Origin of the sequence: Termitidicoccus mucosus (genome assembly GCF_038725785.1) — a bacterium.
In the GTDB taxonomy this organism is placed as follows: Bacteria; Verrucomicrobiota; Verrucomicrobiia; order Opitutales; family Opitutaceae; genus Termitidicoccus; species Termitidicoccus mucosus.
The window spans coordinates 1-15,249 of the sequence record NZ_CP109796.1 but is presented as its reverse complement, the minus strand read 5'-3'; the positions used below and the strand labels follow the sequence as shown (position 1 = coordinate 15,249).

Sequence of the window (15,249 nt, the reverse complement as noted above, 5' to 3'; positions counted from 1 at the left end):
CTTGCGCGCCGCGCCCCTGTTACTTTCCCCTCATGAACTACCGCCATCGTTTTCACGCGGGAAACTTCGCCGATGTCGCGAAGCATGCGCTGCTCGTGCAATTGCTGCGCGGCCTCCAGCGCAAGGAGAAGGGTTTTCTTTATCTCGACACCCACGCCGGTTGCGGCGGCTACGACCTGCACGCGGCGGCGCGCGGCGACTCGCTGGCCCGCGAACCCGAACACCCGGCGGGCATCGGCAGGCTGGCGGACTGCGATGGTTCAGGCGCGGAATCCGATCCGATCTCCGGATACGCTGCGCTTGTCCGGCGGTTTGACCGCGAGGCGCGCGGAACGCCGCCGGACGGCGCAGACGCCGTCACGGGCGGCACGGACATCCGTTTCTACCCCGGCTCGCCCGCGCTGGCGCGCCTGTTGCTCAGGCCGCAGGATCGCATGGCGCTGTGCGAAAAACACCCGGCGGAGTTCGCCGCGCTGCGCGAGCAGCTCGGGCGCGCGAGGCGCGTGTCATTGCACGAGATGGACGGCTACACGGCCATCCGGGCGATGCTGCCGCCGCCGGAAAAGCGCGCACTGGTGCTGATCGACCCGCCGTTCGAGGAACGCGAAGAGTTTGCCCGCATCACCGAGGCGCTGGCCGGGGGCGTGCGGCGCGCGCCGGGGGCGACGTTTGCGGTGTGGTATCCGCTGACGGAACGCGCCCGGGCGGATGCGTTTCTCGATGAAATCGCGGCGGGCGGCGCGGCGCCGGCCTTCGCGGCGGAGCTGACCGTGGCGGGCGAGGACTCGCCCCTGCGGATGCGCGGGTGCGGCGTGGCCGTGCTCAATCCGCCGTGGCAGGTCGACCGCGTGATTGCGCCGATGATGCGCCGGCTGGCGGCATTGCTGGCGCAAGGGGACGGCGGCGCGGGCGGGTTGCGCTGGATCACGCCCGAGGAATAATGACGCGAGGTCGGGCTTTACGCCGGAGGCTTGTCCGGCTTAAGATGCCGGACTTTTTCAAAATGATCCTTCCCAAAGCCAGCCGCCTCACGCCCGAGCAACTTGCCGAAGTCACGCAAATCGTCGGCGCTTTTGGCTGCCACATCCAGCCCATCATCGGCGCGGTCCGCAGCATTTATGCCATCGTGGGGGATGAGCGCGACGAGCTCATGATCAATCGTCTGGAGGGGCTCGACTACATCGAACGCGTCGACCAGATCCAATCGCCGCACAAGCTCATGGACCGGCGATCCGATCTCGCGTCGCACCGCATCAAGGTCGGCGGCGTGCGCGCGGGCGAGGAACTGCTCGTCATCGCGGGCCATTGCACGATCGATCCCAAAAATCCGAATCTCTTCTACGAAACCGCGCAGGCGGTGAAGGAGGCCGGCGCGCACTCCCTCCGCGGCGGCGTATGGAAACCGCGCACCAATCCGTATTCCTTTCAGGGCGACAACAAATCCCTCGACATCCTCATGGAGGCGCACCGCCGCACGGGTCTGCCAGTGGACGCCGAGGTGATGGACGAGCACCAGCTTCGCCTCGCGCTCGATGCGGGCGTGCACATGCTGCAAGTGGGCGCGCGCAACGGCCTGAACTACTCCCTCCTCCGCGCCATCGGCCACGCCGTGGCCGAGCATGACACCGTGGTGCTCCTCAAACGCGGCCTGCACATGGGCCCGCTCAACGAATTCATCTCGGCCGCCGAATACATCGTCGCGTTCGGCAACCCCAACATCCTCCTCTGCCCGCGCGGCACCTCCCCGGCGCTCGACGGCTACCGCAACCATCCCGACGAATCCATCACGCCGCTGCTCAAGGAAAAAACCTGGGCGCCCGTCGTGGTCGATCCCTCTCACTCCGTGGGCAAGGCCTCCTACGTGCCCGCCTGCGCCCTCGCCGCCGTGGCGTATGGCGCCGACGGGCTTTGCATCGAGACGCACATCGCGCCGAGCAAGGGCATCGGCGACGACCCGAAGCAGGCCGTCACGCCCGACGTGCTCGCGGCGCTCATCCGCGACGCGAAACAACTCTGGGCGCTCCGCCACCCGCAACCGGCCAAAGCCGTCGCATGACCAGCCCCCGCCGCAACCGCAGTTTTTCCAGCCGCCGCGCGCGCGTCCGTGCCGCGGCCTTCGTGCTGACGGCGTCCGCCTGCATCGTCCTTTCGGCCGCGACCGCCCTCGCGCTCGGGACCGTCAAGTTGAAGAGCGGCGCGTCCATCCAGGGCGACATCATCGCGGAGCGTCCCGACCGCGTGATCGTCGATCTCGGCTTCCAGGTGCTCACCGTGCCGCGCGACGAGATCGCCGCGCTCATCGCGGAGAGCCCGCCCGAAGGCGGCGCGGCGGATGCCGCGGGCGCGGGCGACGGCGGCGATTTTTTCCGCACCGCGCCCGGCCAGCCCGCGCTTTCCGTGCGGGAAAACGTGGAGCGGGTCGGCGAGGCCGTCGTGCAAATCCGCACGCCCACCGGACTCGGCTCCGGCTTCATCATCCATCCCGCCGGCTACGTCATCACCAACGCGCACGTCATCTCCGGCGAATACGCGATCTCGGTCACGCTATTCCGGCGCTCCGTCGCGGGGCTGCAAAAAGTCGCCTACAACAAGGTGCGCATCGTCGCGCTCGACCCGCGCCTCGACCTCGCGCTGTTGAAAATCGAGGAGCCCGCCTCGGCCGCCGAACCGGCGTTTCCCACGGTGCCGCTCGGCGACTCCAACGCGCTCACCGAGGGCCAGACCGTGTTTGCCATCGGCAGCCCGCTCGGGCTCGACCGCACCGTGTCGCAGGGCATCATCAGCTCGCGCAACCGTCCCTTTGACGGCCAGCTCTACATCCAGACCACCACGCAGCTCAATCCCGGCAACTCCGGCGGCCCGCTCTTCAACCTGCGCGGCGAGGTGGCCGGCGTGAACAACATGAAACCCATGCGCGCCGGCATCGAGGGCCTCAACTTCGCGATCCCCTCCGCCGTGGTGAAAAACTTCCTGCTCAACCGCGACGCCTTCGCCTTCGACGCCCGCAACCCGAACTCCGGTTTCCGCTACATCGAGCCGCCGCGCCCCATGAAGAAAAACGCGCAGGACGCCGCCCCGCAACCCGCGCCGGCAACGGAGACATCCGCTCCCTGAGCGCGCCCGCTCCCCCGGAAATTCTTTCATCCTTCTTCTTTCTCTTTCCTCTTTCTCCCTTCCCACACCGCCAAAAAACAAAAACCACCCTCCCCTTCCCGCCCGCATGAACAAAATCAAACGCCACCTCCTGGTCGCCGCCGCATTGCTCGCCGGCCTGCTTCCCTCCGCGCGCGCCTTTGGCCCGCTCGCCAACCTCGTCGGGGAGCAGGCCCCGCTTGTCGTGCTCGTGAACGACGTTCCCGGTCTGGTCGAAAACTGGAAGGAAGGCCCGCTGGCCAGGACGTGGAACGACGGGCAGGTCCGCGAGTTTTTCGCGCCGCTTCACGAAAACCTCAAGACCGCCGAGTGGGACGGCATGCTCAAGCAGCAGATCGGCCACAGCGCGAAGGAGATTCTCGCCTTCGTCCGCGGCGGCGCGCTCATCGCGATTCCGAGCCTCGAAGGCTGGCAGGAACGCGGACGCGAGGAGCCGCCCGTGCTTTTGGTCGCCGAACTGGGGGAAAACACCCGCAAGATCGAGGAACTGCTCACCTCGAAGGCTTATATGGAAAAGGCGAAAATCACGCGCCTGACCGAACACTACGCAGGCGCGACGCTTTATATCGACGAATTTGGCGGAGGCAAAAACGTCAAGAGCGTCGCCTGGCTCATCAGCGACGGAAATCTTTATTGCAGCCCGTCGCGCCAGCTTGTGGCCGTCGCGCTCGACGCCGCCCGCGCCGGGGGCGTGCGCGATGCGTTTGGAAAATCGGAGCGCTTTCTCCGCATGACGGAGCGCGCCGGCAACAACGCGCATGTGCTCGCCGCCATCAATTTTCAGGCCATTTATCCGGTCTTCGACGCCTACATGAAGGCGCAGGCAGCCAATCCGGAAAACCGCGCGGGCATGATGATCGACCTCGCGAATCTCGGCTCCACGCTCGGCCTCGATGCGCTGGGCGACATCTACGGGGCGGTGACGCTGGGCAAGGATTCGGCCGAGAGCATGAGCGGCCTCACCTATTCGGCCGGGCGCGGCTTGTTGAAGATGCTCGCGTTTGGCGAAGGGCCGCTGCCCAAGCCGGCCTTCCTGCCCGCCGACAGCCTGACCACCGTCGTCGGCAAATTCAAAATCTCCGACAGCTTCACGGCGCTGGAGGAAGTGGTGCAGGCGGCGCTGCCAATGATTTTCGGCTATTATCAGAATACGCTCTCCTCCCTCAACCAACAGTATGGCATCGACATCAAGCGCGACCTGGTCGGCAGCCTCGGCGACGATTTCTACATGATCCAGCGCGCGCCGGCCGGCGAGACCGCCGTCCCTGGCCAGCTCGACCAGGCCGTCGTCATTTCGCTGCAAGACGAACGGCTCTTCGCGTCGACGCTCGGAAAACTCATCACCGGCTCCGGCGCGGGCGAGTCCATCCTCGCCAAGCGCGAATATCTGGGCGCAACCCTCTACAGCACCGCCGGTGCAGGCGCAAACGCCTTCGGCTGGGCCGTCGCCAACGGCCACCTGATCATCGGCTTCGGCGCGTCCGTCGGCACCGTCGAATCGGTGCTCCAGGGCATGGCCGGCAAAATCGATTCCTTTTGGGACAAGGCGTCGGTCGCCAGCGCGCTGTCGGAAGTGCCGTCCGACGCCTTTGGCTTTTCCTACCAGGATACCGCCGGGCTGGTTTCCAATTTCTTCGATGTGCTCGCCCTCCTCGCCAAGACCAAGCAGCCCGTTCCCGGCATGACCGGCGATGACGGCAAGACGCCGGAACTGGTCAATCCCGAGGCCAAGCCCGGCATCGAAACACTGCGGAAATACTGGGACTACAATTTTGCCTACAACCAGCGCGACGCCCTCGGCATCTACAGCCGGGCCAAAACCGTTTACAAAAAATAAAGCGGCACAGGCAATTCCGCCTGCGCGCGCCTCGTGCCGCCGGAGACGCCCCATGCACCACGGACCGCCAACTCGCGACGAAAATCGCATCCCGACACGCACGGACAAAAATGTCCGCGCCGCCCTGGCCGCGCTCATTGTATCCATATTGTCATTACAATCGAGCGCCGCCGCCCCCTCACCGGTCGTTCTCTCCGGTCCCGAGGTGGTGAAACTCAACTGGGGCACCCGCGCGCTCCAGGCGGCCGACATCGACGGCGACGGGCTCCGCGACATCGTCGTCATCAACAACGATCGCGCCACCATCGACATCCTCTACCAGCGCAAACCCGGCCTGGCCTCCGACGGCATGCCGCGCGCGCTCAGCCAGAACCGCTGGGAACCCGTGATCGAGGATTCCCGTTTCCGTAAGGACTCGGTGGTCGCGGGCATCACCGTGTTCGATCTCGCGGTCGGCGACCTCAACGGCGACGGGCTCGCCGATCTCGCCTACACCGGCGCGGCGCAGGCGCTCACCCTTCGTTTCCAGCAAAAAGACGGTTCGTGGACGGAGCGCAGGATCGCCGACGCCCCCGCGGCCAACCAGCTGGTGGGCTCGTTGAAAATCATCGACCTCGATCGCGACGGGCACAACGAGCTTGTGTATCTCGGGCAGAAGGAACTCGCCATTTTCCGCCGGCTTTCCGGCGACCGCTTCGGCCCGCCCGAGCGCCATGTGCTGCCCGACGACAACAGCCACGGGCTCGAATTCTGCGACATCAACGGCGACGGGCTCACCGACATCATTTACTTGTGCGGCAACCCCCGCGCCACGATGCGCGTGCGCCTGCAAACCGCGTCGGGCCAGTTCGGCCCCGAGCTTGCCTACGAGATCAAACCCTCGCGCTGCACGCTGCAAGTCCTCGCCCAGTCGGCCGGCGGGCGGCCCGCCTCGTTTGCGATGGCGCAGGACGGCACCGGGCAGTTGGAGGAGTTTGCGCTCAAGCCGCAGCCGTCCGAGCCCGGCTCCCCTCCGCCCATGCGCCCGCGCGTGTTCAGCCCGCGTCCCGGGGCGAAAGCGCCCTTCGCCTTCGCGTCCGGCAATTTCACCGGCGCGGAGGCCGGCCCCGACATCGCGGTGTCCGATCCCGACGGCGCGCAGGTGCTGCTGTATCCGCGCCAGCCTGACGGCGGCTTCACCGGCGCGGAAAAATTTCCCTCGCTCGCCGAGGGGCGCGCCATCGCCGCGGGCGACTGGGATGGCGACGGGCGCGACGAGCTCTTCGTCGGCAGCGCCCGCGAGCAGGCCGTCGGCGTCGCCCGTTTCGCGGACGGACGTTTTTCCTATCCGCAGCCGCTGCCCGTCGCCGGCCGGCCGATCGACCTCGCCTTCGGCGACATCGCGGGCGACGGACGCGGCATCCTCGCCGTGCTGATGGAGGACGGCGGCAGGCGCCGCATCGAATTGTGGGTCCGCCGGAGCGACGACGGCGCCGAACGGCTCAAAACCATTGAAATCACCGGCCTGAAAACCGACCCGCGGGCGTTGCGCCTCGTGGATGCGAACCAGGACGGGTTGATGGATATCGCCGTCTTCACGCCGCTCGACTCGATGCGTCTTTTCACGCAAAACGCCGACACCACGCTGGAGTTTGCCGAGGCATCAGCCGCCGCCGGGTTCCGGCGCGGACTGGTCGACAAGCTCGAGGCGTCCGCGTTCACGGTTGCCGACATCGATGGCGATGGCCGCGCCGAAATGGTCGTCAGCAGCGGCGGCTTCGCCCGCGCCCTCCGGCTTGGCGGCGGCAATGACGCGCTCACCATCGTCGATCAATTCAACGCCGCGCCCGGCGCCGACATCACCGCCGCGCTTGTGCTGCCCGGGCCGGGCGGCGATTCCGATGGCGATTCCGCGCGTCCGCTGGTCGTGCTCTACGACCGCAAGGCGGGCGAATTTCAAATTCTCCGGGCCGGGCGCGAGGGCGGCGTGTATGCTCCCGCCGGCTCGATCAAAACGGGCAGGATCGACATCATCGGCGCGGAAGTCATCCCGCGCAAAGGCGGGGCGCCGGAGAGCTTTGTTTTCGGCAAGGATCGTTTCTGGTGGCTGCCTGCGGACAAACCCGACCTCGCGCCGGCCACGCTCGGCACGCACACGACGGATTTGCCGGAAGTGAGCTATGCCGACGTGATCGCGGGCGACTTAAACAACGACGGGCAGCTCGAAATTGTGTGTGTGGACCCGGTCAAGAACCTGATCGAGGTTTTGGCCCGCGAAACCGACGACCGGTGGAAAAGCATGCTGCACTTCAAGGTGTTCGAGACCGACGAGCATTTCCAAGGGCGCGGCGGCGCATCCTTCGAGCCACGGGAAACCGTGATCGCGGATGTGACCGGCGACGGCAAAAACGATCTCATCCTCCTCGTCCACGACCGGGTGCTGGTGTATCCGCAGGACTGAGCCCCCACCCCTCCTCTTCTTTCCTCTTTATCTTTATTCTTTCTCTTTCCTCTTTCTCCCCACTCGTTCCTGACGAAAGAGGAAAGAAGAAAGAGATCTCGGCATCAGCTCCGGGTCGCATTCTTCCCCGCGGGGTGCCTCCCCTCGCAAAATTTCTCTCGCCACTCCGACGGGAAGCGTGTGCACTCGTGTCCGTTTTTTTAGGACACGTTCTCTCATCCCCCCGATTTACGTCCCAGATTCCTCCGTATTCATCCAAAAACACCCATGAGCGCCATCAATCAGTTCCTCCTCCAAAACAACCTCCGCATCGCCAGCAATCCCTGCGTGTCGCCGGACTTCTGCCTCGACTGGCCCGCGCTGGCCGCGAAGCTCGCGTCCGCGTCTGCCGACGTGCGCGAATGGCCCAAGAGCCGCTTCGCCACCGCCGCCGGACAATGGACTCTGCTGGAGGACGGCGTGACGGGGGATTGCGCATGGAAACTCAAGCCCGGTTCCGGAATCGCGGCCTCCGCCGCGGCAAAGGCCCTCGCCGAAGGCAGGCCGCTCGACGGCGGCGCGGTCGTGTTTCCGGCGACCTTCGCGAACCTGCTCGTATTAAAAAACCTGATACAGGAGCACAATCCCGCCTCGGCCATTTTCCCGACGGCCTCGCAAAAGCTCGGGCAGAGCACGCTCGGCATCGGCGCGCGTTTCACCACGCTGCACTGGCCCGCCGTCGAGTGGGCGATGGGCGCGCTGGGGGTTGGCATGACCGCCAACCAGAACTCCATCCCCCGCGAGCTTGTCTATGACGTGGACGCGATGCTCGCCGGCTCGCTCGACACGGTGCCGTTCCCGTTCATCGGCACGAATGTGCCGGAGGGCCACCAGGGACAGAGCGTCGAGGGCATGAGCCACGGCTGCGTGCTGTCGAAGCTGCGCACCGGTTTCCACCAGCGCGGCATCGCCTGGAGCTTCAATGCTGACCATCAGCCCATCGGCGGGAAATTCGATGCGCGCGAGGACCAGCTCGTCACCGGCTGCGTGCTGGCGAGCTACATCACCTTCGACCTTTCGCCGGAGCTGGCCCAGACCGTCGTGCCGACCAATGCCGCCGACTGGGTCGCCGCCAATGTGCCGGCCGATCTGGTCGCGAAAGTGCGCGCGCGTGTCGCCGCCATCGGCCTGAGGCTGGATGAGGCGGAGCTGTCCAAGCTGCTCGCCTATGTCTGGCCCGCGATGAAAAAGATGAAGGTGCGCGACGAAAAGTATCGCGCCGCCCGCGAGCGGCGTTTCACCACCGCCGCCGGCCGCGAATATCTGCGCGAGTTGTCCATCGACGAACTGCCCGGCCTGACCACGCCCGAGACGACCGCGATCATGCTCGCGCTTTGCGAGGCGCTCGGCATGAAAATCAATTTCATCGCCCCCGCGTTCGGGTTCCAGAAAAACATGCCCTATCCGGACAACGCCGCGCTGCGAGCGCTCATCGAAAAGCAGTGGCGCGTGTGCGAGAAATTCGGCACGAGCATCGGCTTCCATTCCGGCTCGGGCAAGTCCGCCGAAAACTATCAGGTCATGGGGGCCGTCACCGGCGCGCACCTCGAAATCAAGACCAGCGGCCGCTACACCTACGAGATGGGCCGCGCGCTCTTCGCCTCGAAAAATTCCGCCGACCAGGCGCTCTGGCGCGACTGGTATCAGTTTACTGTCGGCCTCGCGCTCAAGGGCGTGTTCAGCGCCGACGCGACCGAGCAGAAGATGGCGCGCATCTTTGTGACCGATGCGCTCGAAAAGGCAGGGAAGCCGTCCGACGTGTTTGCGAGCGAGGCGACCGTGCGCGCCGCCATCGAGTCGCTGCCGCCGAGCCCGGAGCACATGTTCTGGTTCGAATACAACTTCCTCCACGTGCTCGCCGCCGGCGGCAGGGCGGAGAAGTCCGCGCTGGGCGACCACTCGCCCGCGGGCTACCGGCAGCGCGCGCGTTTCTATTCGGTGAGCGACGAAGGGCGCTTGCTCTACGCGAAGAACGTGGCCGCCTACATCGTGTTCCTGGCGGAAAACACCGGCCTCGCGACAAAGGAAACCTGCGCCGCCGCACGCGCGAAACTGGCCGCCTACGCCACGCTGGATCAGTTGCAGTCCGATATCGGCTGACCGGACGGACAAGCTGACACCAGAAAGGAGCGACGGTGGGGACATCGTCGCTCCTTTTTTTGCGTCCGGCTCAAGCCAATGTCAGGATTATACCATTTCCCAGCCATTTATAAACTCATCAAGGTAGGCGAAACCTCCGGCTGAGCCGCGGCTCGGCGGGGACGCCTCGCCCTACCGAAAAATTTCGTTCGGAGTTGGTATTCTCGATTGGCGGCACGGGCGTCTCGTCCGTGTTTCCTGACGCACAAACCAGCGCGCACCGTCTGGTCTGCACGGGGGCGGAATGGTTATGTCACGCAACAAGCGTCTTCCCCGTCACGCGTATTCGCGACGGAGGTTGCTGGGGAGGAGGCCGAGTTCCTCGCGGTATTTCGCCACGGTGCGGCGGGCGATGTTGATGCCCTTTTCCTGCAACTTGACCACCAGGTCCTGGTCGCTCAGCGGCTTCGCCCGATCCTCGGTCGAGATGAGCTCGTTGATCATTTCCTTCACGCTGGTGTTGGACACGGACGCGCCGCCTTCGGATTGATAGCCGGGGGTGAAGAAATACTTGAACTCAAATACACCATGCGGGGTCTTGATGTATTTGTTCGCGATGGCGCGGCTCACGGTGGTCTCGTGCACGCCGACGGCATCGGCGATCTGCGTCATGGTGAGCGGCTTCAGCCTGGAGACGCCTTCCTCGAAAAAATCACGCTGCACCTTCAGTATCTCGCGGGTGATGCGCTCGATGGTCTGCTGGCGTTGCTCGATGGAGTTGATGAGAAATTTGCCTGAGCGGATGCGTTCGCGGAGGTATTCGCGCTCGGTTTTGTTGAGCGATCCCTTGGCGATCATCTCGCGGTAGGTGTTCGAGATGCGAAGGCGGGGGATATAGTCGTTGTTGAGGGTGACGATCCATTCGTCTCCGTCCTTGGCAACGGTGACGTCGGGGACGACGACGCGGTTGCTGTCCTCGGCGAAGCGGCGTCCGGGGGCGGGATCGAGCGCGCCGATTTCACCGACGGCGGCCTGCACGTCCTCCATGGTCGCGCCGAGTTTGCGGGCGAGGTCGGGGATGCGGCGGCGGGCGAGCAGCTCGAAGTGCTCGCGCACGATGGCGGCGGCAAGCGAGCCGTCGCGGCCTTTGGCGGCGAGCTGGAGCAGGAGGCATTCGGCCAGCGACTGGCAGCCGATGCCGGCGGGCTCGAAGGTCTTGAGCAGCGCGTGCGCCTGCTGGACGGCATCGAGCGGGAGCTGCGACTGGAGCGCGATGTCGTTGGGCGTCTGGGTGAGAAATCCGCGGTCATCGATGCTGCCGATGAGGTAGTTCATGGCCTCGCGCGCCCCGGGCGCGAGGTCTGCGAGATCGGCTTGCCCGGCAAGGTGTTCCTGGAGCGAGGTTTCGCTGACGAGCGAATCGAAGAAATGCTGGCGGCGCTCGGCATCCTCGGTGGTGTGGGGCTGGTTGCCGCCGGCGTTGGCCATGTAGTCGCGCCAGTCTTCGTCGAGTTTGGTGAGGATTTCGAACTCCTTGGAAAAATCCATTTCCTCGCGGGTGTCGGTGGCGTCGGAGGGAGCGGGATTGTCGCCGTCGTCGGAGCCGGATGCGCCGGCGGACTCCGCGGCGGCGCGGTCGATATTGAGGTCCTCCATCGGGAGTTCCTCGAGGGCGGGATTGTTTTGCAACTCTTCCTGGATGACGGAACGGAGGTCGAGCGCGGCGACTTGCAGGATTTTCAGGGACTGGCGAAGCTGCGGCGCGAGAACGAGCGACTGGGTCTGGCGCTGGCGGAGATCTTGATTGAAGGAAGGGCCGCTCATGAAGGGATTTTCGGTGTTTGGTTTCGGATTGGGATTTTGTGTTTCGTGTTGTCCGCTCCTGTCTGTTTGTCCGGGAGATTACTTCACCGCCGCCGCGTGGGCCGGGCGGGTGGAAAACTTGGGCGTGGCGTCGAGGAGTTCCTTAAGATAGACGCCGAGTTTTTCGTTGGTCGGGCCGTAGCCGTCGCTGTAGAGATAGAGTTCGAGGTCGGTGAGCATCTGCGCGGCGGACTGGTAGCGTTTGTCGCGGTCGCGCTGGAGCGCCTTCTGGATGATGGCTTCGAGGCGGTCGTCGATGTCGGGGCGGAGCGTGCCGAATCGCGGGATGGTCATCGTAAGGATGTTGCGGCGCGACTCGAGGCGGTCGGCGGAGCGGAAGATGTTCCGCCCGAGGAGCACTTCGGTGAGCACGATGCCGAGCGGGAAGAGGTCGGCCCGGGCGTCGGTGACGGCGTAGCTGGCCTGCTCGGGGGAGAGATACTCGTCCTTGCCGGCGATGACCTTGCCTTCCTCGTTATACATGAGGTCGAGGGCCTTCGCGATGCCGAAGTCGGTGAGCTTCACGTCGCCTTCGTGGGCGATGAGGATGTTTTTCGGACCGATGTCGCGGTGGACGATGTTGAGGTGGCGTCCCTCGGCGTCGCGTTTTTCGTGGGCGTAGGCGAGACCGCGGGCGACCCGGGAAATGACGAAGGCGGCGATGTCGAGCGGGACCTGGCGACCGAGGGTCTGGTGGCGCTCGAGGAAATTTTCCAGGTGCACGCCGCGCACGAGTTCCATCACCATGAAGTATTGCCCGTTGTCGGCGCCGAGGTGGTAGGTCTGGACGATGTTGGTGTGGATGAGGTCGGCGACGAGGCGGGCCTCGCCAATAAAGTTTTTTTGAAATTCGGGGATGGAGGAGTATTCAGCGCGAATGATTTTGAGGGCGACGGCCTTGCGGAAGTTGCCCGCTCCACACTGCATCGCCTCGAAGACAATCCCCATTTCGCCCTCGGCGATTTTGCGGACAAGTTCGTAGCAAAACGTGCTGGAGATGTGTTTGAGAGTGGCCACGGCAGGAGGGAGGAGAATTGAGGCTGGCAGTGTAAGCAAGTATCGAGCCGCTAATCTAGCATGAAAAATGCTTTATTGGCAGGGTGCGTTGACAGAATGGGCGACAAAAAGTAGATTTTCGGCATGATTACGTTAAGCGAGAGAGCCGCCGGCCAGATCCAGTCGATGCGGGCGGAGGCTCCGGACTCCGGAACCTGTTTGCGGCTGTTTGTGGAAACGGGCGGATGCTCGGGTTCGCAATATGGGATGTCGTTCGACGAGGCGAAGCCGGGCGACGCGCGTTTCGAAAGCGAAGGCGTGTCGATCGTGCTCGATGCGGCGAGTCTCGCCAAGCTGGACGGCACGCAGATCGACTTCGACGACGGATTGCAGGGTCGGGGCTTCGAGATCAGGAATCCGAACGCCAAAAATACGTGCGGGTGCGGAAAGTCGTTCAACTAGGGAGGACGATGCCGGGCCTTGTCATGCCCGTTTGCGAATGCGAGTGGCACAATAGAGGCCGTTGGCGCCGCGGGCTCGGCGGGGACGCCTCGCCCTACCTGACGGGCAGGTCTTGTTCACTAAATGGTAGTGATCAGTATCCGCGTTTTTGAAGCGCGACGCTGAGCTGCCGCATGAAGGCGTCGGCGTCGGCCGCGGTGGGGCGGTAGTCGGGCTTGCTGATTTGCGTGAATCCGGGGCGTCCGTAGTTGTCCACGATCCACTTGCCGGTCACGCCGTCGCTAAAGGTGACGCTGCCGCTGGCCAGCGCGCCGGGGATGAGGGTGACGTTGTCCACTTCGACGCGCACGGAGGAGGCGGCATCGGCTTCGGGCGCCAGCTCTTCATCGTCGTCGAACTCGCCGGCCATGGGCGTGGGCCTGGTTTGCTGGTCATCGGCCGCGGGGTCGAAGGCTTCGTCTTCGTCCAGCGGGGTGCGGCTGGGGAAATCCGGACGCGCGGCGGGGCCGGCTTGCGGAGACGGCTGCGCAGGCGCGGCGGGTACCGGCGGCGGCGCGGGATCCTTGAGTGCGAGGTCCAGATCGTCCACCAGGAAGCGGACGTCCATGTAGGTCATGGAAATCTTGAATTGCTCGGAGAGTTTTTTCTGCACGTCGGAGAGGCTGTCCCCGGCGGCGACCCAGGAGGCGACGGCGTTTTTCTGTTCAGGTGTGAGGCTCATGGGAAATGCGGAATGGCGAGAGCGCGGTGTTGAATATTGAGTGAGGGGGGGGCGTTGGATTCTCGATTTTCGATTCTCGATTTTCGATTGGGCACTGCCGCGCCGGATTTGCGAATGGAGCGGCAGCTCCCATAATCGAGAATCGAAAATCCAAAATTTCAGCGCGAGAGCTGGGTTTTCAGGTATTCCACGCTGCCCCGGGCGGAGGGATCCTGCTCCATCATGTTTTCCACGGTTTTCACGGCGTGGATGACGGTGCCGTGGTCGCGGCCGCCGAAGGCGTCGCCGATTTCCTGCAAGGGATGCTTGGTCAGCAGGCGCGAGAGATACATCGCGACCTGACGGGCGAAGGCGATGTTGGCGGGGCGGCGTTTGCTGGTCATGTCCGTATGCCGGATCTGGTAGTGGTCGGCGACGCGCTTCTGGATGACCTCGATGGTGAGGAGGTTTTGCGCCTGCTCCATGAGAACGTCCTGGAGGAGCATTTCGGCGGCGGGCAGGTCGAGGGGCTTGCCGGTGAGGGTGGCGTAGGAGGCGACTTTGATGAGCGCGCCTTCGAGGCGGCGGATGTTTTTCGCAATGTTCTTTGCGATGAAGGAGGCGACGTCGCCGGGGAGGTCGAACTTGAGGGTGATCGCCTTGGTGCGAAGGATGGCGAGGCGGGTCTCGTAGTCGGGCGCCTGGATGTCGGCGGGCAGCCCCCACTCGAAGCGGGAGACGAGGCGGGCCTCGAGTTTTTGGATTTCCGAGGCGCGGCGATCGCTGGAGAGGACGACCTGTTTCTGCGATTCGAAGAGTTCGTTGAAGGTGTGGAAAAACTCTTCCTGGATGCGCTCCTTGCCGCCGAGAAACTGGACGTCGTCGAGAAGGAGGACATCGACGTGGCGGTAGCGCTGGCGGAACTTGGTCAGGGCATTCTCCTGAAGGGCCTGGATGAACTCGTTGGTGAATTTCTCGGTGGAGAGGTAGGCGACTTTGGCGTGGGGATTTTTCTGGAGAATGGCATGCCCGATGGCGTGCATGAGGTGGGTTTTGCCGAGCCCGGTTTCGCCATAAATGAAGAGCGGATTGTAGGCTTGGGCGGGGGCCTGGGCGACGGCGAGCGCGGCGGCGTGGGCCATCTGGTTGTTGGAGCCGACGACGTAGCTCTCGAAGGTGTTGCGCGGGTTGAGGGACGAGGCGGCGGGCAGCGGATGGGCGGTGCGGCCTGAGGTTCCGTTGCGGCGGGGATGGGGCTGCGCGGACGGGATGGGAGAGGTGTTGGCGAGCCGGTCGGCGGGCGCAGCCGCGGTGGTTTCGGACGGCTGGTATTTCCTGAACGTAATGGCGATGTCGCGACCGGTCGCGAGGCGAATGCGCTGGATGATGAGGTCGAGATAATTGTCGCTAATCCAGATGGCGGCAAAGTCATTGGGGACGCCGAGCGTGAGTGTGTCGTCGTTGGCGGCGAGGCACACAATGGGGTCAAACCAGAGCTGAAAGACGTCCTCGGGAAAGAGGGTTTTCAGATCGGCTTTGATGGTGGCCCAAAGGGGTTTGGTCGTGGCAAGTGATGACATGTCCTGAATGAAAGTTGGCGGATTTATTCACAAAACGCATCTGCGGGCTTCGGGACACATCGCAATCTCTGCCTCGGGACAGGGGACTCAGGGAAAAATT

General features: G+C 64.4%; 11 protein-coding genes. 7 read left to right on the top strand and 4 right to left on the bottom strand.

The features are described 5' to 3' along the window. Nucleotides 1-32: 32 nt before the first annotated feature. From OH491_RS00055 to OH491_RS00030, 6 genes are all read left to right on the top strand, one after another. The gene (locus OH491_RS00055) at nucleotides 33-941 is read left to right on the top strand and encodes a 23S rRNA (adenine(2030)-N(6))-methyltransferase RlmJ (RefSeq protein WP_068772724.1); all 909 of its coding nucleotides are present in this window, start codon (nucleotides 33-35) and stop codon (nucleotides 939-941) included. Nucleotides 942-1,003: 62 nt separating this feature from the next. Continuing rightward, the gene (locus OH491_RS00050; RefSeq protein ID WP_068772852.1) at nucleotides 1,004-2,056 is read left to right on the top strand and encodes a 3-deoxy-D-arabino-heptulosonate 7-phosphate synthase; all 1,053 of its coding nucleotides are present in this window, start codon (nucleotides 1,004-1,006) and stop codon (nucleotides 2,054-2,056) included. Continuing rightward, entirely contained in the window at nucleotides 2,053-3,114 is a 1,062-nt protein-coding gene (locus OH491_RS00045; RefSeq protein ID WP_068772725.1) for a trypsin-like peptidase domain-containing protein, read from the top strand. The genes OH491_RS00050 and OH491_RS00045 overlap by 4 nt, the downstream gene beginning before the upstream one ends. Before the next feature lie 106 nt (nucleotides 3,115-3,220). Further along, nucleotides 3,221-4,990: a hypothetical protein gene (locus OH491_RS00040; RefSeq protein ID WP_068772726.1), complete on the top strand. Its 1,770-nt coding sequence runs from the start codon at nucleotides 3,221-3,223 to the stop codon at nucleotides 4,988-4,990. A gap of 52 nt (nucleotides 4,991-5,042) precedes the next feature. Then, nucleotides 5,043-7,430, top strand: coding sequence for an FG-GAP repeat domain-containing protein (locus OH491_RS00035; protein WP_068772727.1), 2,388 nt, complete (start codon nucleotides 5,043-5,045; stop codon nucleotides 7,428-7,430). Between the two features lie 267 nt (nucleotides 7,431-7,697). Then, entirely contained in the window at nucleotides 7,698-9,569 is a 1,872-nt protein-coding gene (locus OH491_RS00030; protein ID WP_068772728.1) for a tagaturonate epimerase family protein, read from the top strand. 315 nt (nucleotides 9,570-9,884) lie between these two features. Here the strand turns inward: OH491_RS00030 and rpoN are convergent, their stop codons facing one another. Next, complete coding sequence (rpoN, locus tag OH491_RS00025) at nucleotides 9,885-11,372, bottom strand: RNA polymerase factor sigma-54 (protein ID WP_068772729.1); 1,488 nt, start codon at nucleotides 11,370-11,372, stop codon at nucleotides 9,885-9,887. A 78-nt stretch (nucleotides 11,373-11,450) separates the two neighbouring features. Next, nucleotides 11,451-12,428 (bottom strand): serine/threonine-protein kinase, encoded by a 978-nt coding sequence (locus OH491_RS00020; protein WP_342750783.1) that lies wholly within the window; start codon nucleotides 12,426-12,428, stop codon nucleotides 11,451-11,453. Nucleotides 12,429-12,551: 123 nt separating this feature from the next. On the opposite strand from OH491_RS00020, the gene OH491_RS00015 reads away from it, so the two are divergent. After that, on the top strand, nucleotides 12,552-12,869 hold the full coding sequence (locus OH491_RS00015; RefSeq protein ID WP_068772731.1) for a HesB/IscA family protein: 318 nt from the start codon (nucleotides 12,552-12,554) through the stop codon (nucleotides 12,867-12,869). Between the two features lie 133 nt (nucleotides 12,870-13,002). Here OH491_RS00015 and OH491_RS00010 read toward each other — a convergent pair whose 3' ends face one another. Both OH491_RS00010 and dnaA read right to left on the bottom strand, forming a co-directional pair. Next, entirely contained in the window at nucleotides 13,003-13,590 is a 588-nt protein-coding gene (locus tag OH491_RS00010) for a hypothetical protein (RefSeq protein ID WP_068772732.1), read from the bottom strand. Nucleotides 13,591-13,748: 158 nt separating this feature from the next. Beyond that, a complete protein-coding gene (gene dnaA / locus OH491_RS00005; protein WP_068772733.1) occupies nucleotides 13,749-15,149 on the bottom strand; it encodes a chromosomal replication initiator protein DnaA in 1,401 nt (466 codons plus the stop codon). Nucleotides 15,150-15,249 lie beyond the last annotated feature (100 nt).